General features: G+C 39.4%; 19 protein-coding genes. 3 read left to right on the top strand and 16 right to left on the bottom strand.

Translation table 11 applies throughout. From position 1 onward, the window contains the following. Nucleotides 1-761: hypothetical protein (locus tag V4596_03380; protein MES2768164.1), on the top strand; the 761-nt coding region annotated here is incomplete at its 5' end. A gap of 93 nt (nt 762-854) precedes the next feature. On the opposite strand, the gene V4596_03375 is transcribed toward V4596_03380, so the two are convergent. The 5 genes from V4596_03375 to V4596_03355 are packed head-to-tail and all read right to left on the bottom strand — an operon-like array spanning nt 855 to nt 7,064. After that, nucleotides 855-3,920: an efflux RND transporter permease subunit gene (locus tag V4596_03375; GenBank protein MES2768163.1), complete on the bottom strand. Its 3,066-nt coding sequence runs from the start codon at nt 3,918-3,920 to the stop codon at nt 855-857. Nucleotides 3,921-3,932: 12 nt separating this feature from the next. Beyond that, on the bottom strand, nt 3,933-5,192 hold the full coding sequence (locus V4596_03370) for a TolC family protein (GenBank protein ID MES2768162.1): 1,260 nt from the start codon (nt 5,190-5,192) through the stop codon (nt 3,933-3,935). Between the two features lie 9 nt (nt 5,193-5,201). After that, on the bottom strand, nt 5,202-5,846 hold the full coding sequence (locus V4596_03365; GenBank protein ID MES2768161.1) for a queuosine precursor transporter: 645 nt from the start codon (nt 5,844-5,846) through the stop codon (nt 5,202-5,204). A 22-nt stretch (nt 5,847-5,868) separates the two neighbouring features. Continuing rightward, nucleotides 5,869-6,516 carry a lipocalin family protein gene (locus tag V4596_03360; protein MES2768160.1) on the bottom strand — a complete coding sequence of 216 codons (648 nt, stop codon included), beginning with the start codon at nt 6,514-6,516 and terminating at the stop codon, nt 5,869-5,871. Nucleotides 6,517-6,542: 26 nt separating this feature from the next. Beyond that, nucleotides 6,543-7,064 carry a hypothetical protein gene (locus tag V4596_03355; protein MES2768159.1) on the bottom strand — a complete coding sequence of 174 codons (522 nt, stop codon included), beginning with the start codon at nt 7,062-7,064 and terminating at the stop codon, nt 6,543-6,545. 249 nt (nt 7,065-7,313) lie between these two features. On the opposite strand from V4596_03355, the gene V4596_03350 reads away from it, so the two are divergent. Beyond that, the gene (locus V4596_03350) at nt 7,314-8,318 is read left to right on the top strand and encodes a hypothetical protein (GenBank protein ID MES2768158.1); all 1,005 of its coding nucleotides are present in this window, start codon (nt 7,314-7,316) and stop codon (nt 8,316-8,318) included. A gap of 163 nt (nt 8,319-8,481) precedes the next feature. Here the strand turns inward: V4596_03350 and icmF are convergent, their stop codons facing one another. From icmF to V4596_03315, 7 genes are read right to left on the bottom strand one after another with little or no spacing between them, the layout of a single operon-like run. Continuing rightward, a complete protein-coding gene (gene icmF / locus V4596_03345; GenBank protein ID MES2768157.1) occupies nt 8,482-11,781 on the bottom strand; it encodes a fused isobutyryl-CoA mutase/GTPase IcmF in 3,300 nt (1,099 codons plus the stop codon). Nucleotides 11,782-11,795: 14 nt separating this feature from the next. Beyond that, entirely contained in the window at nt 11,796-12,563 is a 768-nt protein-coding gene (locus V4596_03340) for an enoyl-CoA hydratase-related protein (GenBank protein ID MES2768156.1), read from the bottom strand. Nucleotides 12,564-12,587: 24 nt separating this feature from the next. Further along, nucleotides 12,588-13,442, bottom strand: a complete 855-nt coding sequence (locus V4596_03335; GenBank protein ID MES2768155.1) for a 3-hydroxybutyryl-CoA dehydrogenase — start codon at nt 13,440-13,442, stop codon at nt 12,588-12,590. A gap of 20 nt (nt 13,443-13,462) precedes the next feature. After that, the gene (locus tag V4596_03330; protein ID MES2768154.1) at nt 13,463-14,545 is read right to left on the bottom strand and encodes a hypothetical protein; all 1,083 of its coding nucleotides are present in this window, start codon (nt 14,543-14,545) and stop codon (nt 13,463-13,465) included. A gap of 19 nt (nt 14,546-14,564) precedes the next feature. Further along, nucleotides 14,565-15,311 carry a lysophospholipid acyltransferase family protein gene (locus tag V4596_03325; GenBank protein MES2768153.1) on the bottom strand — a complete coding sequence of 249 codons (747 nt, stop codon included), beginning with the start codon at nt 15,309-15,311 and terminating at the stop codon, nt 14,565-14,567. 12 nt (nt 15,312-15,323) lie between these two features. After that, a complete protein-coding gene (locus tag V4596_03320; protein MES2768152.1) occupies nt 15,324-16,388 on the bottom strand; it encodes a TIGR04552 family protein in 1,065 nt (354 codons plus the stop codon). 51 nt (nt 16,389-16,439) lie between these two features. After that, entirely contained in the window at nt 16,440-17,027 is a 588-nt protein-coding gene (locus V4596_03315; GenBank protein MES2768151.1) for a hypothetical protein, read from the bottom strand. A 294-nt stretch (nt 17,028-17,321) separates the two neighbouring features. Here V4596_03315 and V4596_03310 point away from each other — a divergent pair, with 294 nt between their 5' ends. Beyond that, nucleotides 17,322-18,110 (top strand): hypothetical protein, encoded by a 789-nt coding sequence (locus V4596_03310; protein ID MES2768150.1) that lies wholly within the window; start codon nt 17,322-17,324, stop codon nt 18,108-18,110. Nucleotides 18,111-18,160: 50 nt separating this feature from the next. On the opposite strand, the gene V4596_03305 is transcribed toward V4596_03310, so the two are convergent. From V4596_03305 to V4596_03290, 4 genes are all read right to left on the bottom strand, one after another. After that, a complete protein-coding gene (locus V4596_03305; protein MES2768149.1) occupies nt 18,161-19,519 on the bottom strand; it encodes a S8 family serine peptidase in 1,359 nt (452 codons plus the stop codon). A gap of 165 nt (nt 19,520-19,684) precedes the next feature. Further along, nucleotides 19,685-21,094, bottom strand: a complete 1,410-nt coding sequence (mpl, locus tag V4596_03300) for a UDP-N-acetylmuramate:L-alanyl-gamma-D-glutamyl-meso-diaminopimelate ligase (protein MES2768148.1) — start codon at nt 21,092-21,094, stop codon at nt 19,685-19,687. After that, complete coding sequence (locus V4596_03295) at nt 21,087-22,139, bottom strand: serine hydrolase domain-containing protein (GenBank protein MES2768147.1); 1,053 nt, start codon at nt 22,137-22,139, stop codon at nt 21,087-21,089. Before V4596_03295 ends, mpl begins: the two co-directional genes overlap by 8 nt. Continuing rightward, entirely contained in the window at nt 22,139-23,065 is a 927-nt protein-coding gene (locus tag V4596_03290; protein ID MES2768146.1) for an LD-carboxypeptidase, read from the bottom strand. The genes V4596_03295 and V4596_03290 overlap by 1 nt, the downstream gene beginning before the upstream one ends. Nucleotides 23,066-23,089 lie beyond the last annotated feature (24 nt).

The following is a 23,089-nucleotide window of genomic DNA, read 5'->3' as shown; positions in this document are numbered from 1 at the left end:
CAGTTGACCCAGTTGATCCAGTTGATCCAGTTGATCCAGTTGTAACAGGTAAAGCAGATATCTTGTTCGTAGTTCATAACACTCAGTCTATGTTCAGCGAATTGAGAGATACTGTTCCATATAGATTCAAAGATTTTATCAAAAATTTAAAAGGCGACTATAGAATCGGTATTACAAGCGGCGATGTTTCAGGAGCAGAAGCTTATGAAGCTGGTGGTTTGGCGGAAATTCTTAGAACTCCAGTGTCTGGCCCAGGTATTCCTCTTGTACCAAGACAAAGTGTTATCACTTCAGCAATGGGTGAATACACTTCAAGAAATTTCTTGGCGACACTCATGAGACCAGAAGCCATCTGTATCCAAGTGGATAGCCGAAGATGTCCATTCTACGCTTCAGGATATCAACAAGGTATCACGGCAGCAGAACTTGCGATCAAGAGATCTGAATCTCAACAGTTGTTTAGAAACGATGCTCCTCTTCATGTCGTAATCATCGCGGATAGAGATCAAAGCGGTGGCGATGTGTATGCGCCAGAAAGATTTATCGCAGCGGTACAAGCAAAATGGCCGGGTAAAAAATTGAAAGTTCACTCAGTGATCTTCCGTCCCGAAGATAGCACGTGCAATGGTCACGGCGTTGAAGCTTCTAAAGCTCCAATCTATGACAAGCTTTCAAAATTAACTGGTGGTGTAACAACAAACTTCTGCAATAGCATGGATAGAAAAGATATCAAAGCTATCGCCGATGAGATTAGCAAGTAAGAAGTTTAAAATAGAATTTTCCCTGGGAGAGGTTTTCATCGACAAAGACTAGATGAAAACCTCTTTTTATTTAAGATCCTGCATATAGACAAATCACGAACTCTTAATTTTATTGTCCCTGATCACAACTTCATAAACACAAGGCACGACGTAAAGAGTAAAGAACGTAGAAATCGCCATCCCACCAATAATTGTAAGCGCCATAGGAATGCGCGACTCTGCTCCCGGTCCAATCGCCAAAGCCGCCGGCAGCGCTCCCACGATGGTCGCAAGCGATGTCATGATGATGGGTCTTAATCTCAATGGACAGGCCACCTTCAATGCTTCAACGACACTGAGTCCATCTTCTTCCCGTTTTTTATTAGTAAAATCGACAAGCATGATTGAGTTTTTGAGTACCAAACCCAAGACCAATAAAATACCGATCATACTGTAGATGTTAATACTTTGCCCGAAGACCAAGAGCGCAAAAAATGCACCGGACAAACTGAAGGGAATCGCGAGCAAAATAATCATGGGTTGCAAAAAGCTATTGAACTGTGATGCGAGCAGCATATACGTCACAAGAATTCCCAAGATCATCGCCAAGATCAAACCTCGAAAAGTTTCTTGAAAAGCCTCGGCACTACCGCTGAACTTCATCTGATAACCATCTGGAAGCTCCGTGGATAGACTTTTTGCAAATGCCATTGCTTCGTCTTGTGACGAATTCTCGGCTACGTTGGCAGTTAAGCTAATGGCTCTTTGCCTATCCTCTCTGGTAATTTCCTGTAAAATCGTAGTTTGATTTAGAGTCACCAGATCTGAAAGCGGAATCATCTCTCCCCTGTTATTTCTAACAAAGAGTTTTAAAATATCTTCTTTTTTACTGCGGTTATCTTCTTTAAGTCTTACGCGGATATCATATCGATAAGCATCTTGCGTGTATCGACCAACTACTACCCCACCAATCATAGCTTGAATCGTGGAATTGATATCCGCAACACTCACCCCTCTTAAAGCGGCCGCATCGCGATTGGGAAGAATTTGAACTTCAGGTAAACCTTCCCGGAAATTGCTATCCACGTCTGTCATAAATCCTGAATCTTGCATTTTCTTTTTTAAATCTTCAGAAAGTTTAGAGAGAGTTTGAAAATTCGGTCCCAAAACAGCAAATTCTACCGGATAACCTCTCCCACTTGAAAATCCTCTCGAAGCATTATCTTGAATAAGAACTTGCATTCCCTTAATGCCCTTCAACTCTTCTCTGAGTTTTTTTGCAACCTCAGCTTGGCCTTCTCTTTGATCTTTGGGTTTTAAAGTAACAAAAAGTCTCCCCGAATTCACTTGGCCGCCGCCGACAAATCCAAAAAATCTTTCCACCGAAGGACTTTTTGCCAAAATAGCTTCGATCTCTTTTAATTTTTCATCCATGTAATTTATAGAAACTCCAAGTGGAGCTCTTAGCATAACAGCGACTCTTCCGACATCTTGATATGGAGTGAATTCTTTAGGTACGCCTTTTAAAATCAAAAGTGATAATAAAAAGATCACCACCGAAACCACAATCACTGATATTTTATAATTCAATGCTAGGATTAAAGTTCTATTATAAAGACTTTCAATCGGATGCATAATTCTTTCAAACAACGGAGGTTTTGTTGGATCATGCGCCTTTTTTCCCAATGCTTCTTCCCGTGCCTTGAACTGCGAATACCTCATCGGCGTGAGAGTCAGAGCCTCAATCATGGATAAAAATACGGCCACGCTCAAAATCAAACCAAATTGCGCAAGGTATTTGCCGATTACGCCCTGAACATAAGCCACCGGTGTAAATATCGCCAGCAACGAAAATGTCGTAGCAATGACGGCAAAGAAAATTTCCCTACCACCATCGATGGATGCGAGCAGAGGTTTTTTACCCATGGATTCGTGACGAGTAATATTCTCGTGTACCATAATGGCATCATCGACTACAATCCCCACCGCCATAGAAAGAGCAAGAAGAGTGAAGGTATTTAAAGTATAACCAAAAGCATTTACAAAAATAAATGCTCCAATGAGTGCCGTAGGAATTGCCAACACCACATTCACCGTGGCAGCAAATGATCCTAAGAATATCAAACAAACAATAGATGTGAGGATCGCTGCAAAAATTAAAGTGTGAATCAATTCGTCAATGGCTTCCTTAATGAAAGTTGTAGTATCAAAGTTAACAGTGATATTCAGATCTTCTTTGTATTGATTTTGTACTTCTTTAAGCCTAGCTTTGACATTGTCTGCAACTTGAACTGCATTTACCCCGCGCTGCTTTCTTATACCAAGACCTACAGAGGTCTCACCCATTGCTCTCGCTAAAGATCTATTACTTTCTAAACCCAATTCCGCAGTAACCACATCGGACATTTGGATTGGAGAATAGTTAGGACTACCACCGCGCTTTAGAATTGGAAGTTTTAAAAAATCATCAATGGTCGTGGCTTCACCATATGTTCTGACATTCAACTCTTCGTTTTGTGCTTCAATAAGTCCCGCAGGCAACTCGGCGTGCTCCGCTTGAATACTACTCACTAAATCATTTACAGAAAGATCCAGTCTTCTCAACTTTTGAGCGTCAACCCAAACTCTTAAGTTCGGTTCAACATAACCGCCTTGAAAAATATCAGCAACTCCGTCAACCGTGGAAAATTTGGGTTGAATTTGATCTCTCACCAGTCCCATCAATTCAAAACGAGAAAGTTTTTTTGAAGAAATCCCGAGCCACATAATCGGGCTGTCCTCAGGATTTGTTTTTCTTACCGAAGGAGGATCAATATCATCCGGAAGCTGTCTTTGAATTCTTGAAAGCACGGATTGCACATCTTGAACTGCAACATCGATGTCTTTATCTAAATCAAATTCAGCAACAATCTCTGTACTACCAGTCTTCGAAGTCGAAGATATTTTTTTGATACCTTGTACGGACGAAAGAGCATTCTCCACTCGATCGGCAATTTCAATTTCATTCAACTGCGGAGAAGAGCCTTCACGATTGATGGAAATGCTGACGACAGGAAAATCCACGTCAGGAAATTCACTGATCCCTACTCTTTGGTAGGAGAATAGACCAAACACAATAAGACCAATCATGATCATCCACGTGAATACGTGTCTGCGTATAAAGAACTCTGATAAACTCAAAAATTTTTCTCCCTAGTTGCGTTCGCCGATCAATCGACCCAATGTCAGTTCAGAAATTTTTAGTTGATAGAAAGCCTCGTCGCGGGCTTTTTTAGTGTCTAGATATGTGGTGAGTGAATTTAGTAATTCTAAGTTAGAAACCAATCCTAAATTTGATTCTTTATTAAAAATTTGATAGTTTTTTCTAGCGGTAACCAACGAGTCTTCATAGATCTTGTACTGCTCAATCCATTTTTTGAATTCATTGTATTGATTTGTGATATCGACAACCGTATCACGCTTCAAAGCTTCAAGCTTAGATTTCTCCGCAACTTTTTTCCACTTCGCTTCTTGAGCTTCCGCACTCGTTCTACCACCATAAAATAATGGGAACTCCAACATCAACGCGCCCGAAAGCTCCCTTCCGTCAATGTTTGCAGGCTGTTCGTATTCGTTGTAAGTTGCCGCTAGATCCAAATAAAGTTTCGGAAAATGTTGCATATCCTTAATGGATTCATCTTTTTCGGCAATGTAGGCGCTCTTGGCTTGAATCTCTACATCCAAAGTTTTTTCTGCTTTACTAGAATAATAAGTGAAAGGCTTAAGAACAGGAACCTCTGTCACTTTTTGTAACGGTGCCTTTGTAGAAAGGCCGGTTAAATCGGCAAAGCGTTCTCTCTCTGCTAAAAGTTGTGTTTCTACCTGACTCAATTCTATTTTTAAATTTTGGTATTGGATTTCATTGGTTAAAACATCAGTTTGCTTGGACTTACCAATTTGCACTCTTCTTTTTAAAATCCCTACTCTTTTTGAACTCACCTGATTCACATCTTTGATCACTTCTAAAGTACTCTCCAGAATTTGGATACGGTAATAACTTTGTGCCACCGCCAAATATTGATCTAAGTCTCTGACTTTCAATTGGAGATCTGTTGCTTGGTCTAAAGCCTTTTCTCTTTGTACGCCAGAAAACAATCCGCCTTGAAAGAGAGGTTGTCTTAAAGTTGCACCGTAACTTTTGATGGTGTCTTCAGTTTCTGCACCGGTTGCATCAGCTTCGAATTTTGATTTTTCGTATTTTCCAACGGCGTCTACTTTTGGAAATAGATAAGATCTTGCTTGCTTTAAGCGGGCTCTAGATTGACCTCTAATGCCTTTTCCTTCGTTCGAATAATTTTCATTTTTTAGAGCCGCACTGTAAGCTTGCTCTAAAGTAATTTCTTGAGCAAAAGCAATTCCAGAAAATAGGCAGACCGTAGCAAACATGATGTATTTTATAAAAATAATTTTCACGTATAAAATCTATGCTTTTTTGAAATATCGGTCAATAAGGCTATGAGAAATATATATGATGGGCGTGATGCTGAGAGCCACCAGTATCTTATATGTGTAGTTTGTTAGGGATACGTTAAAATAATCTTCCGTCGTCATCTTTCCGGGAAGCCAGAAAGCAATTCCCATAACTAAAAATGTATCGATCAACTGCGAAATAATGGTCGATCCTGTTGCTCTAAGCCATAGCATTTTGCCGCCGGTCTTTCCTCTGAAAAACCAAAAAACCGAAACGTCTATCAATTGGCTTACAATAAATGCCGTAATACTCCCAACAATAATCCAGAGTGATTGCCCAAATACCTGATTATAAACCTCGTCATTGACTGGCGATATACCTGCCGCAGGAATAAGCATAGAAAGATAAATTACCAAAAAAGCGTAAAGAATTAGACCTACTGTAAGGTAAGTGAGTTTCTTGACGCCTTCTCTTCCAAAATACTCATTTACTAAATCTGTAGTGATAAAGACAACAGGCCAAGGAATCACACCCATGGTCATTGTATAGGGGCCAAGACTGATTAATTTTACGCCGATGATTTCGCCCAAAAGAGCATTCGTGACAAAGAGTCCACCTAAGACAAAATATATAATTTCTCTTCTAGAAAGATTCACGATTCTCTCTTTTTAAATAGAATTACTCTGCTTCTTCCTTAGCTTCCTCGTTCAAGCCTGCTTCGTCAACCTCTTCTTGAATTTTACGAACTTCTTCCAAGTTAACTTCTTCTTTTGGTTTTTGAACGGCGTTTGCTTTAAATAAACCACCGCCTGCAAAGCAACCCACGTCCGAAGAATTTACAGAATTTTGCGCATCATCCGCATCGGTGCTCTCTAGTTTCTTGAAAACAACTTTTGAATTGAACTTTAGAGTTAGGGTCATCTCAGTAAAGTCTTCAGAAATTCTGTATGGAACAACTTTCTTTAATTTACGATCTGTCAGTCCTGGAATATTAGTATTTGCACACGAATGTGCTTCAATATTTATGGTGAGAACGCCATCATTTGCTGTGTAAGTACCCACTTCTTGTTCTGTTTGATTATTGTTATTATCAAAATCTTTGGCTTTGTAAGTCACAATTTTTCCGCTGTCAAATTTATAGAAGAGGCTCTCGGTGGTCAGCGAGCTGTTTGCTCCAGCCGCCGCACCAACGTCTTTTAGCAATGCAACATCGCCAGACTTCACTTGGCCAATCCAGATGCCTTGAAGGTTACCATCGTCATTTTTTTTCGCACATGAAACCAACATGAGCGGTAATCCTAGAAGCACTAAAATAATTTTTTTCATAATCACACCTTTGTATTTTAAAAATCTCAATTGCACACTCTTGCCGCAAATTTTCCTACAAGATCCGTGGCAAATTTATCGCTTTTAAGCTCTAAAACTCCTCCAACAAAAGCTCGTCCCACGAAATTTAAATCCTTCATGTCCAACTGCACTTTTGGAATACCACTCATAATGTTCATATCGTTATTGCCATTCATACGAATAACAATTTCTTCGTAGTTCGGCATTTTTAAATTGTTTTGAATATTTACCGGAATTTGTACAAGTAGTTTATTCGGATCCATATCGTCTTTGCACAGCTCAGAGTCTGCAATGTTTTTATCTCTAAATTCTAAAACAAGAACTTCTAAGTCTTCTACAATGTTTTTCTTTAAAACTACGGAAGCCATAATCCAGCTTTTCCCGTTTAATTTTCCACCCAAGTCACCATAGCTTGCGGCCGTAGCATCCTTGATGTAGGCAAAGACAAAACATACGGCGATCACCAGGATGATCAATAAAGTTTTAAAAATAGGCTGAGCTCGCATTTCTTTCCTCTTGTTATACACGTATCCATCTCCTTATAAAGCAAACACTGTTCCATAAAAATTAAAGATAAGAAGCCGATATTACACGTTATATATTGGTTATGAATCTGTAGGAAAATCGTTACAACAATCTGGCAACAGTTGAAGCTTAAATTACTACAAAATAGATGATGAACTATTGGATCTTAGAGACAATTTTTGCTAATCCCCAGCGTTGAATAAAATCAATTATTTTTTAACTTTGGCATAAAGTATGCTTATATAAAATAAATGAATTTTTTAAGTAATAAATTGGCGTTCATTGTATACTTGCTGATCATCTGTGCTCCAAATTGGAGCCATGCTCAGCAGCTATGTGCAAATCTTTTTTCTCAAGAAACATCTTATAACTACAGAATTGAATTATTGCGTAAAAAGGCATCGTTGGTGACCAATTTTTTTGACTCTAATTTCTTTGATTACGGAAAGTCTTTTTACGGCCAGCATGGAGTTACAGCCTTTGAAAAACTCAATACCCTCAATCACAAATTTGCTCAATTGATCGTTGATCCAGGTGTCGTTCTTCGCTTAGATGAATTCATTCGATTTGTAAAACAAAAAAAATTACTCAGCACGGATCCATGGGAGGCGCGAGAAGTTTTTAGTAAATCTTTAGGAACCAAAAAAATTTACCGTGCGCTAGCTTTAACAGACTCGCAAGCTATCGAAATTTCAAATTACGGTATGCATTCTGCAGTTGTAAGGTTCGATAAGAAAAATATTCATGAATTTGCGATTGAAAAGGATCGTCGTGGAAAATTCATTCAAGTCAATAGCAGAGAACAGATGACTTTCAACGCTCACCTTTTAGAGATGATCCGGCGCGGAGGCAACTCCCAGAAGACAAGAACCCTTTCTGTTTCTGAACATCCTGAAGTCTCTTTAGCTGTCGCATATGAAAAAATTCGCTATAAAAACATAGATAATAAGAGTATTTATCTATTTGAATTAGAAGTACCAAATATTGATCTTCTTTATCCAAGTATGAAATTAGGCTTGAAAGAGGAGTACGATTATATAAATAGTTTACATATTGAACTTTATATTGAGATAAATAGTGCTCAAGGAAAGGCGAAAAGAATTCCAAACGATAATTCTGCAGAGCAATTTATTTTGTATTCAGCATCGCCTCAAGAAATAAAATCTGTAAGAAAAGTCTCTCTGGAAAATATTGGATACATTCTCGTCAAATCATACAGAAATCAAACAAGGAAATGCATGGGTCGATGTCCTTAATTAATTTTTTTACAGATATTTTTATCATAAAACCCTATTTTTTGCATTGTCTCGAACATTCCCAATGTGCTTAAGCATTTCGTAGTGGTAGAATTCCATCAGTTTCGAAAGATTAGGAAAATACAATAAAATTAAATAATCTCAGACAAATAAGTGTTGCCGTTTAAATCGATCTTCTATATTTTCCGCCGACTTCATAAAGGGCGTGGGTCATTTGGCCTAGTGAGCAATGTCTTGCAGCTTCCATTAGGGCGGCGAAAATATTTTCGCCCTTAAGGGCTGCTAATCGTAATTGATCAAGGCACTTCTCAGAGACATTTGAATTTTTATCCTGATAAGCCTCTAAATTTTTGAGCTGACTTTGTTTTTCTTCAGCTGTAGCTCTGGCCATCTCGATCTTTGGTGGCTCATAACCTTCAACTTGAGTATTGGGATTTATGTATGTGTTCACCCCGATGATGGGAAGCTTCCCTGTGTGCTTAAGCATTTCATAATGGTAGGACTCATCTTGGATTTTACTTCTTTGATATTGTGTCTCCATGGCTCCTAGTACGCCGCCACGATCGTTGATTCTTAGGAATTCTTCTAAGACCGCTTCTTCCACTAAATCCGTAAGTTCTTCAAAGAAATAAGAACCCTGAAGTGTGTTCTCGTTGATGGCCGGTCCAAATTCCTTATTGATGATCATTTGAATGGCCATCGCACGTCTTACCGATTCTTCTGTCGGCGTCGTGATCGCTTCGTCATAGGCATTGGTGTGAAGCGAATTACAGTTGTCATAGATGGCAATCAAGGCCTGTAATGTGGTCCTGATATCATTGAAATCAATTTCTTGAGCATGCAGTGACCTGCCTGAAGTTTGAATATGGTATTTTAATTTTTGCGAGCGATCGTTGGCTCCGTAAAGCTCTTTCATCGAGATCGCCCAAATTCTGCGCGCGACTCTTCCCAATACTGAATACTCAGGATCCAAACCATTACTGAAGAAGAACGAAAGGTTCGGCGCAAAGTCATCAATCTTCATCCCACGAGATAAATAATATTCCACGTAAGTGAATCCATTAGAAAGCGTAAAGGCCAACTGGCTCACAGGATTGGCACCCGCTTCCGCGATATGGTAACCAGAAATACTCACTGAATAGAAATTTCTAACCTGTTTATTTATAAAGTACTCTTGCATATCGCCCATCATCTTGAGCGCAAAATCTGTTGAGAAAATGCAAGTGTTCTGAGCTTGATCTTCTTTTAAAATATCGGCTTGAACAGTTCCGCGTACTGCTTTTAAAACTTCATCGCGAACAGTTGCAAATTCATTTGGATTTAAAATTCGTCCAAGTTCTTTTTCTTTTTTTTGCACTTGCTGGTCTGTCGCCGCATTCATAAAAAATGCGAGAATGATTGGCGCTGGTCCATTGATCGTCATGCTCACCGACGTTGAAGGACTCAAGAGATCAAAACCATCCAAAAGTTTTTTCATGTCATTCAAAGTACAAATCGAAACACCGCTCTCGCCCACTTTTCCGTAAATGTCAGGACGAAGATGCGGATCTTCTCCATACAAAGTAACGCTATCAAATGCGACGGAAAGTCTTTTGGCCTCGTCATCTTTTGAAAGATAGTGAAATCTTCTATTCGTCCTTTCTGGAGTTCCCTCACCTGCAAATTGGCGCTTAGGATCTTCACCTTCGCGCTTCAGAGGAAAAACACCTGCTGTGTATGGAAACTCTCCGGGAGCATTTTCTAGTTTTAAGAATCTAAATCTCTCGCCCCAATCTTGAAATGAAGGGACCACGACTCTTTTGATTTTTAATCCACTCAAAGAAATTTTTGTGAGAGGTTGCTTAAAAATTTTATCTCTCACCTGATACGAGTATTCATCTCCCGCATATTTTTCTTGGAATGAGTCCCAATTTTCTAAAGCTTTTAAATCATCATGGGAAAGTTTTTTAGCTTTTTGGTCATAAGCTTTCTTTAATCCTTCTTTTAATTCCGGTGCGGCAGTTTCCGATTTTTTAAGCGCATAGAGCTCAGAAGCTAATTTTGCATTATCCAGAGCTTCTTTCTTATATTTTCGAACCGATTGTACGATTTGGGAAAGATAGTTTTTTCTCTCTGAAGGAATAAGAGTTTGTTTTTGGGTCGCTCGAAGATCTTTTTTTTGATCCGCTGACAGTTTGTATGAAGTTAAACCTTTTTCAAAAACCTTATCCGAAATAGAAAAGAAAAGCTTATTTACGCCTTCATCGTTAAACTGCGAAGCTTGGGTCAAAAACACAGGCAATTCTTCATCTTTGATTTCTGTTCCAGACATATTTTTTCCGGACATATCCTTAAAGACTTTGCGAGATCTTCTGTACTGCTTTCTAACATCTCTTAAAGCATCCAGAGATCCTTTTCTATCGGCTTTATTGATCGAAATAATATCTGCGTAATCGATCATATCGATTTTTTCTAATTGCGATTGCGCACCGAACTCTGAAGTCATCACATAGAGTGAAACATCCGAAAATTCCGTCACCGCACCATCACCTTGGCCAATGCCTGAGGTTTCCGCAATGATTAAATCAAACTGATTGGATTTTTTAGCGAATTCTAAAATTTTTGGTAATGAGTTTGAAATCTCTCTACCTGATCCACGAGAAGCTATAGATTTCATAAACGTGCGACTGCTTTCAATAGCATTCATACGAATACGGTCACCCAATAGTGCTCCACCCGTTTTTCTCTTCGTTGGGTCCACACAGAAAACACCGATGCGAATATCTTTAAAGCAGTAGATAAATCTTTGTACGATTTCATCCACAAGGCTTGATTTACCTGCCCCACCAGTTCCAGTAATTCCAAGAACTACGGGAGTTCTTTTTTTAAGTGAAGGTAAGTCTCCAGAATATTTTTTTTCTTCGTCAACGGAAGTTACAGCAAGGCCCAATTCTTTCTCATAAATAAGTTGAGAAACCAATGAATCTTGAGAAGAATCTACTTTCTTTTTAATCTGGGAGTTTTTTTGCGATTGTTCTAAAATATCAAAATCACAACCCTTCACAATCACCTGAATCATGCCTTCTAGACCTAGCTTTCTTCCGTCTTCAGGATGAAAGATTTGAGAGATACCGTAAGCTTCTAATTCTCTTTTCTCATCATGAACAATCGTGCCGCCACCGCCACCGTAGATTTTTACGTAGTCCGCGCCCGCTTGATCCAAAAGATCTCTCATGTACTTAAAGAACTCCATATGCCCGCCCTGATAAGAACTGATACAGATTCCTTGCGCAGATTCCTGAAGCGCGGCACGTACGATATCTTGCACTGATCTATTGTGTCCAAGATGAATCACTTCACAGCCCGCATCTTGCAAGATACGTCTCATAATGTTGATCGAGGCATCATGACCATCAAAAAGTGATGCCGCCGTTATGATTCGAATGTGATTTTTTGGACTGTGTACTTCTGGGACATGATTCATTTGAATTTTACCTATTAAAATTGCGGTTTTCTTTTTTCCATAAAAGCAGCGACGCCTTCTTTTTGTTCGGACTTATCAAACAATTGTGAGAATTGTTCGGCTTCTACTTGAAGACCTTTTAACAATTCCAAATCAAAGCCGCTATTGATAGCACGTTTTGCATGAGCAATTGCCGAAGGACCATTTGTTATAATTTTATTTGCGATAACCAAAGCCGCTTCCACTGGCGATCCTTCTACAACTTGATTTATTAATCCAATTTTTAAAGCTTCATCTGAAGCTATATGCTTTCCTGTAAAGATCATTTCACGAGCTTTGGACAGCCCCACTAATCTTGAGAGTCTCTGCGTTCCACCAAATCCAGGAAGTAAGCCTAGACTCACTTCAGGCAAACCAAATTTTGATCCTGGAGTGGCAACTAGAAAATCACAAGAAAGTGCTAGCTCCAAGCCTCCACCCAAAGTAAAGCCATTGATCGCACCAATCACTACTTGTGGTAGAGACTCGATCATAGAAAATATTTTTTGACCTTTTAGAGAAAATTCTTGAGAAGTTTTTTGATTGAGCGTTGAAATTTCCTTAATGTCAGCACCAGCAACAAAGGCCTTATCCCCACTGCCTGTGAGAATGATCACGCGCGTGGATTTATCTTCTTTTAAAGAACCAAAAAAATTTTCTAAATCATTCAACACGCCTGTATTCAAAGCATTTAATGCTTGCGGTCTGTTGATGGTAACAACTGTGACTTTATCTTTTTTTTCTACAAGAAGATTTTCAAACATAATTTTCTTTCTTATGTGATCAGTTTAATTTTGATAAGTATAGAACCCGCGACCTGTCTTCTTACCCAACCAACCCGCTTCCACATATTTTTTTAAAAGTGGACAGGGGCGATACTTTGTATCTCCCATTTCGGTGTGGAGTACGTTCATGATTGCAAGACAAGTGTCTAAGCCGATGAAATCCGCCAGAGTCAGTGGGCCCATCGGTTGATTTGTTCCCAACTTCATCGCCGAATCAATAGCTTCCACTTCCGCAATTCCTTCATAAAGCGCGTACGCCGCCTCGTTGATCATTGGCATTAAAATTCTATTCACGATAAATCCCGGCATATCACGAGAAACAACAAAAGTTTTTCCCATTTTTTCCGCCAAGCCTTTGACCGTGTTGAAAGTCTCATCCGACGTTTGAAGTCCACGAATGCCTTCCACCAACTTCATCAATGGAACCGGATTCATAAAGTGCATGCCCACCACGTTTTGAGGCTTAGAAGTTACCGAAGCAATTTTTGTGATCGAGATTGAAGATGTATTCGAACAAAGAATGGTTTCAGGGCTGGTGGCTTTATCAAGCTCAGCAAAAATTTTTAATTTAAGGTCCAAATTTTCCGTCGCAGCTTCAACAACTACTTGGCAGCTCTTAAAATCTTCCATCTTTGTAGTTGTTTTAATTTTTGAAAGAAGAGCTTTCTTATCTGCTTCCTTCATAGTTTCTTTTTTAATAAAACGATCGCAGCTGGCAGAAATTGTATTGAAGCCTTTTTCTAAAGCCTTTTCTGAAATGTCATACATGACAACGTCAAGGCCAATGCTTGCCGCCACTTGTGCAATACCATTTCCCATTTGTCCCGCGCCGATCACACCTAATGCTTTGATAGTCATATTGTTCTCCGAAATTTTTATTAGAATATTGAAAGGGAACGAACTTTCCAAACAACCATAAATTGATTGTTATTGAGATCTACGCCTTCCTCTTTATTTTTGATTCCCCAAAGATAGAGGTTAGAAGTGCGAAGTTCATTGGAAAAACCCACGCCTAAAATAAATCTTTGTGTTTTATCTGCTTCTGCATTGGAATTTGGATCATAGATTTCATAGCGAGCAAGACCGGCTACACCTTTTACGATAGGATGACTTGCATCCACGTGCCAATCCCAAAATCTTTTCTTGAGGCCTTCACCTGGCGTAAGTTCAAACTCTCTTTTCTCTTCGCCAACAAAACCCTCGCCTAAAAGCATTAGGTCATAGAACTGAAATCCAAAAAAGGCATTCCCGTAAGAAAAATCAAGCTCTGGATCTGTATTGGTTTTACTTTGGTATTTTCCATTCGACATTGAAAGCGCGCCCTCAAGGCCAGATTTATTTTTCCAACCTACAACCGCGGTATGCCAAATTTTTCCGTCTAGATCTTTTCCATTCTCACCGTTATGAACTGCTGCCTGAGTATAAAAGTTTTTGTAGTCAACGTAATAAGCCACACCTTGATCTCTTAGACCAAAATTTTGCATGCGATAAGATTCGTCTTCTCCACCATAAAATAATGTTCTTGGAAAAATCCATTCTGATTCTTTATGAACGCCTTCCCAGCCAAACATCAGGGGAATAACTCCCGCTCTTACTGTTCCGTACTTTGTTTCCAATTGCGCGTAAGCTTCAAAAAAAGAAAAATCATCATAACTAGCAACTGTATTGGCATCTGTGTTGATAGAAAGCCTTGCATTGTGATTGACGAGATCTTGTCTGCCTACTCCAAAGTGCGCAGAAAGTTGGTTATTCATTTTCCACGAAAGAAAGAAATAACTGCGATCAAGTTCAAAGTTATTAGTATCGTCTTCCGTCGCAATAAAACGTGGCTGAATGAGAATATCTGAAACTGCAAGATTTCCGATCAACTCTTTGTTTTGAGTTCGTGAATGAGGTGCAGCAGTGACTACTGTCGCTACAAAGCAAGCAAAGGCCGTTAGAAATGTGTATAAAAACCTCATTTTTAATTCGTACCATAGATTATCTGTGAGAGTCGAGTTTTTTTAACCTCTCAAAGGCCTCAGACATCTGATTTCTAACCATTTTTTTGACTTCATGACGATCCTCAAACGTATACTGCTTGGTATCTATTGGTGGCAAAATCTCTACGAAAACTTTGTGCTTTTTCTCAAGTCTGAAATAGAGATCTTTCTTCGGCATAACATTATAAGCCCCGTAAATTACAACTGGCACCAAGAGACATTGAGAATCAATCGCCAAAACAAAGGGACCACTCTTAAAGTCTCCCAGTTTGTTCTCACTCATCCGCGTGCCTTCAGCAGCTAAAATAAAAGATTGGCCCGTTTCCGTTATTCTACCGTGGGCTTTTTTAAGTGTAGAGATCGCGCTATTGCGATTCCCACGATTGATTCTTAAAACTCCGGCAAGATGCATAGCCTGCCCAAAAACTGGAATCATAAAAAGCTCTTTCTTCGCCCCAAATCGAATCATTTTTTTGATGACGGCCAGTGCCACTGGAATATCAATTAAACTCACATGATTGAAAACAAATAGACAAGGTTCATTAGGCTCATTTTCATTTCCCGAACCATGAACCTCTGCCCTTGCCAAAAAGTTTACGATCACGGCCCACTTGTGAATGAAGTAATCAATTTTTGATCTTAAACCTACAAAAATTAAAAGCATCACTACCGCAGCAAAAAAAATGGTTAATAAACCCGCAAGTACCGCCGCTAAAAAACCTAAAACACGCAATATGTAAATCATCTCAAAACACCGTCACTTTCCAAACACTCGTAATCTTGCGGCCACTCTTTGTCTTTTCTTGTACTGCTCATGAGCTTGCGGACCAGAGAGATTGCTGATGTAAGTGTCGTAATCTAAAACTTGAACTTCATAAGGAAAAAAGAAGTGGATCACTTTGCCTCCCAATTCAACTTCAATCAACTGCCTTGAAATGAACTTCATAAATTTATAATCGGTCGCGGAGAATTCATTCTCTTTGACCTTGAATTCTGCACGAGCCTCTGATGATCCCATTTTTTCTTGTAGAATTTGATTGATGTTCTCGGCATTGGGTTGAGATTTCATAACTTCCAACAAAAGATTAACGGGATACAAATTATTATGAGATTGCTCTGGCATAACGTTGGGAAAGCTCACGATGGTTTCACGAATTAAATAATCAATCACTCGGAAAGCATCAAAAACATTTTTTGTGACGATACGAATTCCCAAACGATCCAGAAGATTGATCGCTACTGCATTTTTCTTAGAAAGGAGTTTGATCACACTGCTTGAAGTTCTTTTGAAAGGCTTTACTTCGAACTTATGCAAAGAAATAGCACCTTCGCCAGAACCCAGCTTTACTCCAAACGCAGGATCTTCTACAATATGATTTTTAAATCTTTTTAAAATTTGATCTTGGATTTGATCTGAAAACTGACTGAATAAATCATTTTTTACGTGGGCATAAGCATGCATCACTTTTAAAATCGCACAAGCCCAACGCTGTCTTTCTGATTGTTCTTTTTGGCTGGCCATCACTAAAAGGTTTCCAATCTCACCTAAAAGTGAAGGATCACCTAATTCATCTGGGATTTTCTCCCCGTCTTCCATCAGATGCTCTCTCAAAAGAGAAACGGATTTTCTATGGATTCCCCAAAGCTCTTCCACATCTTCGCTCTTGGTAGCATTATAGCCATAAGACTGAATGAATTGATTTGCTGATTCTAGATTCGAAATTTCCAATCTAGAAAAATCAATGGCAGAATCACCGGATAAAACGGTTCTTAAATTTTGCTCTGAAATTGATCCGGAAGAATTTAAAAAATTAAGCCCCATGGAAATCATGGTAGGCTTAATTTTTTAGGATGTAAATTCTAATTTTCTTAATTAGTTTTGGAAGATTGCGTAAGCTCTAGTCACGTTAAAATTACCTAAAACTGTACCGTCACCGTAGATCACTTTGCCTGTGAATCTTTGACCGCTGATCACACCGTCGATTACAACATTTCCTAAAGATGCTCCATCTTCATTCATATCTGCGAATGTAACCGTAACTCTATTCCCGTTTATAACACCTGATGTAGCAGTTCTACCATTGCCTTTACCGAGGAAATAAACTAGAGGGTCATTTGAATCATAAAATCTTAAACCCATCATGGATTTTTGAGCATCGAATTGACCATTGTTTAGAAAAACCAATCTCATGGAAATGGAGTTCACTTGCGATGGACCAAGGAATACAGGATCGTTATTGATGAATGCTCTTGCTGCCGCATCTGGATTGTCAGTCGAAAGCTCTGTCTCTTCCGAGTAAGCGTTCAAGGTATTCCAACCATTCATTTCTTGTTGAGTAGCCACGCCATTTTCTCTTCCTGAGCCTTTTGTTAGCCTTGTCTTGCTGTCTTTCTTTTGCGCGCAAGCGACAAAGTTTAAACTCATGAATATAAGTGTTAATACGACTAATGACTTTTTCATAAAATAGTTCTCCTACCTTTATATAGGCAAGCGAAGTGCCATCCATCTCGAATAAAACTAGGTTATGCATGATTGATTCGTCTCATTTTGAGATAGTGACATTTATTGCTAGCAGATGAAAAAACATTGTCCGGATCGTAGTCGGCCCTTCTTAAAAGCAACAATAGTACAACACTCTTACTATTTCATTCTCAAAGTGAACATAAGCGTATCTTATAATTTCTATTCTTAAGTCTAAGTTAAGTGTTTAGAGACTTAAGGCGAAAAGTCATTAGAGGGTACAGGTAATTTTTTATGGCAAAGATTCTCTTAATAGATAAAGACGAAGCCAATCTAAAGCTGATGAAAGAAGCTTTGGCTTTGACTGGCTCTGAAGATGAAGCTGCCTCTCATAAGTCCGAGGATGTGCACACCTTTATTATTCCTCCCCCTATTCCACCGGAAGAAATCCCTAAGGGAAAAACATTAGATCCGATGGAACACGTTTACAAAGCCATCAATGAAAAGGTTTTTGATTTTATCTTTATGGAAGCTTCACAAATTACGGGAAGCCCTACAAAGTACATGGAAGAATTCCGAAAAAAAATCACATTAGAGCAGAACAAATTAGTCCCTGTAGTGCTCTTGAGCTACAACGAAGATATCGATTTTGTAAGAAAGATGACCATCGGTGGACTTTTCTTAGATTATATCTTGAAACCCGTTGATGCTCCAAATTTTAGACAAAAATTTTCGTTGCTAGTTTCGACCAATGGTTCTTACAAAAAAGAACTCTACACCATGCCGACAGTTCAACCTGTGAACGTGGCTTACAACTTTGTTATTGAAGACATCAGTGAATTTGGATTGATCTTACGATGCAACCGAGCTTATCAACCCGGTGAATATGTAACATTCTACTCGCCGGTTTTCAAAACAGACAAGCAAGCCGAAGTGATCGGAAGATGTTATAAGTCAGATAAACTTCAAGGAAACAACGACTACCAATGTAAATTTGTGTTCGTCGGCGTAGGTGATGCCGTTCGTAAACAAATCCGTACTTGGATGAAACTTGAATACGTTCGCAAAAAACAGGCCGCTTAAGCAAACGAGAACTCTCAAATAAAGAGAGCCTCGCCCTAGATTCTTAAATATTATTTCTTAGATACGTAGTTGTAAGCTTTTTTAGCAGCTTCTGCCAAATTCAATCTTCCGCCAGATACTGTTTTGCCTTTGAGGTCTGCAATTGGATCTACGGTTTCCATTAAGATTTTTTTAACGATCAATCCACCTTCTGCCGGATTATTTCTGATAATCTCTGCCAATTGCGGAGACGCAACTGTGTGAAGGAATGCTACGGCTCCTGCCACATGCGGAGTTGCCATTGATGTTCCCGTCAATGAACTTGTAGAATTGTTGGTGTAAGTTGAAAGGATATCCGTACCTGGAGCACCAATATCAATCATCTTTGTTCCCCACCCTGCACCGTCATTGATTTTATCCATGTTTGTTGTGTTGGTCACAGCAAAGATATACTCACTCGCACAACCTGTTGGCACGTCACCTACAGCATCGATGTCCCAAGCTGCGTTGGCAGTTGCTGCCGCTGAAATAATTCCCGCTTTACCCATTTCTTCATAGAGATCATTCCAAACTGGGAAGTCAGAGCTTGCGCAATTCGCTTGGTCCACACCAAAGCTAGAATTAGTGGCTACAATGTTTGCGCCTTGAGCACCTTTAGATTCTATAAATAATTTCTTTTGCTTCAATACATAACCGTAAGCTTTTGCCACAACGGAAGTTGTTCCAGAAGCACCATTGACCGACATAATTTTTACGTTCCAGTTAACACCAGCAACTTGGTTCCCGTTATCTGATTTTGCAGACACTGTTCCCGCTACATGTGTTCCGTGGCCGTTTGCTGCTCCTAAATTTCCACTATTGGTTTTTGCATTCCAGCCATGGATATCATCGATATAACCATTTTTATCGTCATCGATACCGTTCCCAGCAACTTCGCCTTTGTTCGCCCACATGTTTTCTTTTAAGTCTTTATGACCAACTTCAACACTGCCATCAACAACGGCCACGACTACATCTTGACCGTCCAGATTTGTACCTTTTGTTCCAAGAGCCCATGCTTCTGTGGCCTTGATGTCCGCGCCATTTGGATTTTTCAAACCCCATTGTTGAGCGAAACTTGGATCATTAGGAACGACTTCTCTCAATTTCACAGAATGATCAGCTTGAGCGTACTTTACAGATTCATTGTTTCTCAAGACTGAAAGCATATTGAGTCTTGATGCAGGCATTGTAACTTTATAAAGATTTAATTCTGGAACTAGAACTTCTAATTTTGCTCCAGCAAATGATCTTACAGCCATCATTTTATTAGCATTTACTTGTGGCTTAAAGCGCACGATGTAACTCACTTCACTGTCCGCTGCGAAAGAGATTCCTGTCCCCAAGAAAACCGATAGAACTAACGTTGATAATACTAAAAGCTTTTTCATTCCCACCCCTTGTTTGGTTTTGCACAAACAATTAGGCCAGACTAGCTAAAGGTTGAGTAATAAAATCATGCTAACATAGTGTACATCCATTAAAATACCTGCTTTGGTCTAGGTTATCCAAGGGATTGCAAATGCTCTCGATAAGAAAAATTTATTCTATGATCTTTATTTTGCCAACGCGGTGAGAATTTTTTGATAGATTCCACCGAAGGCGCCGTTAGACATAACGAGAACTGCGTCTCCAGGCTTGGCGTTGTTCTTCAAAAAACTGACGATATCATCGATATGTGGAATCAGGTGGGCTTCTTTGCCTTTTTTCTGAAGAGCCTTCACTATGATTTCCGGAGATAATCTTTCATCTTCCTTGAGCGTTTGCGCGCTATAAACATCAGGCAAAATTGTCACGTCAGCTTTTGCAAAGGCACTAATATAATCATCTTGAAAAATATTTCTTCTAGAAGTCGCTGATCGGGGTTCAAATAGCGCGAAGACTTTATTTTTAGGATATCTTTCTTTGATGGACTCCACTGTCACGTCCACTGCCGTTGGATGATGGGCAAAATCTTCAATCACCGTGATATTATTGGGAGTTCCAATAATTTCTTGTCTACGTTTTACGCCCTCAAAGGTTTCTAACCCTTTTCTAACTTTTGCCAAATCCCAATTTAAGGTTTTTGCTAGCGCGTAAACTGCGAGGGCATTTAAAATATTATGTTTCCCAAAAGCTTTTAACTTTATGTGGTCAATTTTTTCGCCTTTTAATTCCACATCGAATTGACAGAAATCGTTATCAAAAGTGATATTTTTGGCTTGGAAATCGCCTTTATTTAAACCATAAGACAAATTATTTTTAGCTTTGCATTTCTTTGCTGCATCGACAACATGTTCTCCTTCAGCCCAAGAAATCAAATTTCCATCCGCTGGAATGAGGTTCATTAAAAGATCGAAAGCTTTTTTAACTTCCGACATATCTTTGTAAATATCCACGTGATCAAACTCTACCGAAGTTAAAATTACTGATTTTGGTTTGTAGTGCACAAATTTAGGAACTTTATCAAAGAAAGCCGTATCATACTCGTCACCTTCGATCACAAAGAAATTTCCTTCAGGGATTTTAAATGAGTAAGTGTAATTTCTTGGAATACCTCCGATTAAGAATCCTGGCTTCTCCCCCACGCATTCTGCTACCCACGCCATCATCGAGGTTGTTGTAGTTTTACCATGCGTGCCACTCACTACGATAGAGTGACGGTCTTCGATCACATATTCACCGATGGCTTTAGGAAGTGATGTATAAGGAATATCAGACGCTAATAGTGCCATCGGCTCATCATAATCCTTACGAATCACATTTCCAACGATCACTAGATCTGGTCTTGGAATTAGATTTTCTTTTTTGTAACCTTCTTTAATTTTAATTCCTAATTTTTCCAATTGAGTCGACATGGGAGGATATACGTTTTGATCACTTCCCGTAACGTTGGCTCCCAGAGATTTGAATAACCCTGCCAATGATGCCATTGCCGTCCCGCAAATTCCCATTAAATGTATATGCTTTCCTGTATGCTTACCCATGTACGACCTCTCTAAATATTGCATCATGAATTGCAATTCTCATCTGCCTTGTCTGCTCAACGTTGTCTCTACCAAAATAAACTCTATTGGAAACGACATTCACGATTAAATCATTTTGTAAATCAAACCACGTGGACGTTCCGGTGAATCCCGTATGTCCAATGGTATTTCTCGACATCAGATTTCCCGCGGTCGAATTTTGTCCGCTCTTCATCATAAAACCCAAGGCAAAGTCCCCAACTTCTGGAGAAATCGCTCTTTGAAAAAAAGTTTGGGCCGTATCCGAAGTGATAAAAAAACTTTTCTTATTGTCGCTCCCTAAATATATTTCTCTCAACTTCAAAATCCATTGGGAGAGCTCTTCAATGGGTCCAAAGAGTCCTGCGTGCGGAGCCACACCACCCAGTGCAAATGCATTCTCATCATGCACTTGTCCTTGGAGGCGCACTCCTCTCCATGGGCATTGCTCGGTGGGTGCATATTTTTTTGTATCGAAAACCGGCTTATTGTCGATATGAAAATTTGTATGTGTAAGCCCAAACTCTTCTTGAACCATTTTCCATAATTCACTCAAAGGTTTTTCATATTCTGCTTCTAACAAATATCCGAGCATTAAAAAATTAAAATCTGAGTAAACCGCTTTTTGCGTGAGTTCTAATTTCTCCGCAGCGATCAATGGCTTCAAGGCTTCCCACCTCGCTTCGCGATGTAGATCCATATTCAGAGATTTATAGAGAGGTTTCCACCAAGTGAGCCCTGAGGTATGAGTTAAAAGTTGTCTTACAGCAAGCGAAGGATGAAAAAACCAAGGAATGTATTTTAAAACTTTATCCTCTAAAATTCTGGGTTGTTTCCCATAAAGATTCATAAAAAGTGTCGTCGTAAAAAGAACTTTGGTCAGCGAAGCAAGATCGTAATACGGATAAGTCTCGCCCACTTTGAGATCGATAACCTTAGACCCTTTATAAAAAGCCTGAACCATCAAACCAGGAGTTACGCTCCCGACAAATGGCTCTAAAACTTTTTTGATCTTCTTTTCAACCACTAGGATTTCCCACCCGTATCCACAACGAGGGTCGCCTTCTTGCCTAAGAATAAATCCGCGTGAGTTTTAAATGGTAGCGTTCTCACCAAAGCACCATGACCAGATTTCACCCCTCTCACCACTGGAAAAGGAGAATTTTCAGCAAAACGCTTGAGGGCAGTCATCGTTAAATCTTTACCATCGCGCTCTTCACCGCCCACAAAATCACCGAACACCACGGCTTTGATGCCTTTGAAGGCTCCCGCAATTCTTAAATGTTCCAGAGATCTTTCAAGAGCATATCCACGCTCATCGATATCTTCTAAAAAAACAATTTTTCCAGCAAACTTTGGCCCATAGAACGTTCCTACCGTAGACTCTACAATACACAGATTTCCACCAACGATTTCAGAGCTGATTTTTTTTGCTTTAAGAGCGGCCTTATTCATCGGAGTGAGTTTATTGAATACGGCTTTATTGGACTTTCCGAAGATCGCTTTTTCTAAATCTTTTTTCTCTGCGCGACTGGTTTTTTTGGGTCCAAGCATGGAAACCATAGGAGCATGAAGCGTCGCCCACCCCCATTTTTGATTCAAAAAGAGATGAATAAATGTTGTGTCACTAATCCCAATGAATATTTTTTTGTGTTTCGGTTTTTTCCATTTATAAAGTTCATTCATCAAACGGAATCCACCTGAGCCACCTCTTAAGCACCAAACAGCTTTGCTGTCTTTGCTGTAAAAAGCTTTTTTCATGTGTTCTAAAGTCTTTTTGGTATTGTTCGCATAAACGAAATCCGGCCTCACTAAATCCTTAGGCATTCGCACAACAAGCCCTAAGGATTTCAGATACTCCACCCCCGCTTTCAAGTTCTTTTTTGAAGTGTAAGAAGAGGGTGCAATAACATCAACAATGTCGCCCGCGCTCAAGTATTTCCAGTGTTTCATCCCTATATGGTAGCAGGGCCAGAA

The sequence above is a fragment of the Bdellovibrionota bacterium genome, assembly GCA_040386775.1.
In the GTDB taxonomy this organism is placed as follows: Bacteria; Bdellovibrionota; Bdellovibrionia; order Bdellovibrionales; family JAEYZS01; genus JAEYZS01.
The sequence above is the reverse complement of the archived record's forward strand: the minus strand, read 5'-3'. Positions and strand labels throughout refer to the sequence as shown.

Excerpts from the sequence above, each read along its gene's own strand:
- V4596_03350 (MES2768158.1), top strand. The coding sequence starts at position 7,314 with ATGAATTTTTTAAGTAATAAATTGGCGTTCATTGTATACTTGCTGATC.
- mpl (MES2768148.1), bottom strand. The coding sequence starts at position 21,094 with ATGGGTAAGCATACAGGAAAGCATATACATTTAATGGGAATTTGCGGG.
- V4596_03315 (MES2768151.1), bottom strand. The coding sequence starts at position 17,027 with ATGAAAAAGTCATTAGTCGTATTAACACTTATATTCATGAGTTTAAAC.
- V4596_03340 (MES2768156.1), bottom strand. The coding sequence starts at position 12,563 with ATGTTTGAAAATCTTCTTGTAGAAAAAAAAGATAAAGTCACAGTTGTT.
- V4596_03290 (MES2768146.1), bottom strand. The coding sequence starts at position 23,065 with ATGAAACACTGGAAATACTTGAGCGCGGGCGACATTGTTGATGTTATT.
- icmF (MES2768157.1), bottom strand. The coding sequence starts at position 11,781 with ATGAATCATGTCCCAGAAGTACACAGTCCAAAAAATCACATTCGAATC.
- V4596_03305 (MES2768149.1), bottom strand. The coding sequence starts at position 19,519 with ATGAAAAAGCTTTTAGTATTATCAACGTTAGTTCTATCGGTTTTCTTG.
- V4596_03320 (MES2768152.1), bottom strand. The coding sequence starts at position 16,388 with ATGGGGCTTAATTTTTTAAATTCTTCCGGATCAATTTCAGAGCAAAAT.
- V4596_03325 (MES2768153.1), bottom strand. The coding sequence starts at position 15,311 with ATGATTTACATATTGCGTGTTTTAGGTTTTTTAGCGGCGGTACTTGCG.
- V4596_03360 (MES2768160.1), bottom strand. The coding sequence starts at position 6,516 with ATGAAAAAAATTATTTTAGTGCTTCTAGGATTACCGCTCATGTTGGTT.
- V4596_03310 (MES2768150.1), top strand. The coding sequence starts at position 17,322 with ATGGCAAAGATTCTCTTAATAGATAAAGACGAAGCCAATCTAAAGCTG.
- V4596_03335 (MES2768155.1), bottom strand. The coding sequence starts at position 13,442 with ATGACTATCAAAGCATTAGGTGTGATCGGCGCGGGACAAATGGGAAAT.
- V4596_03330 (MES2768154.1), bottom strand. The coding sequence starts at position 14,545 with ATGAGGTTTTTATACACATTTCTAACGGCCTTTGCTTGCTTTGTAGCG.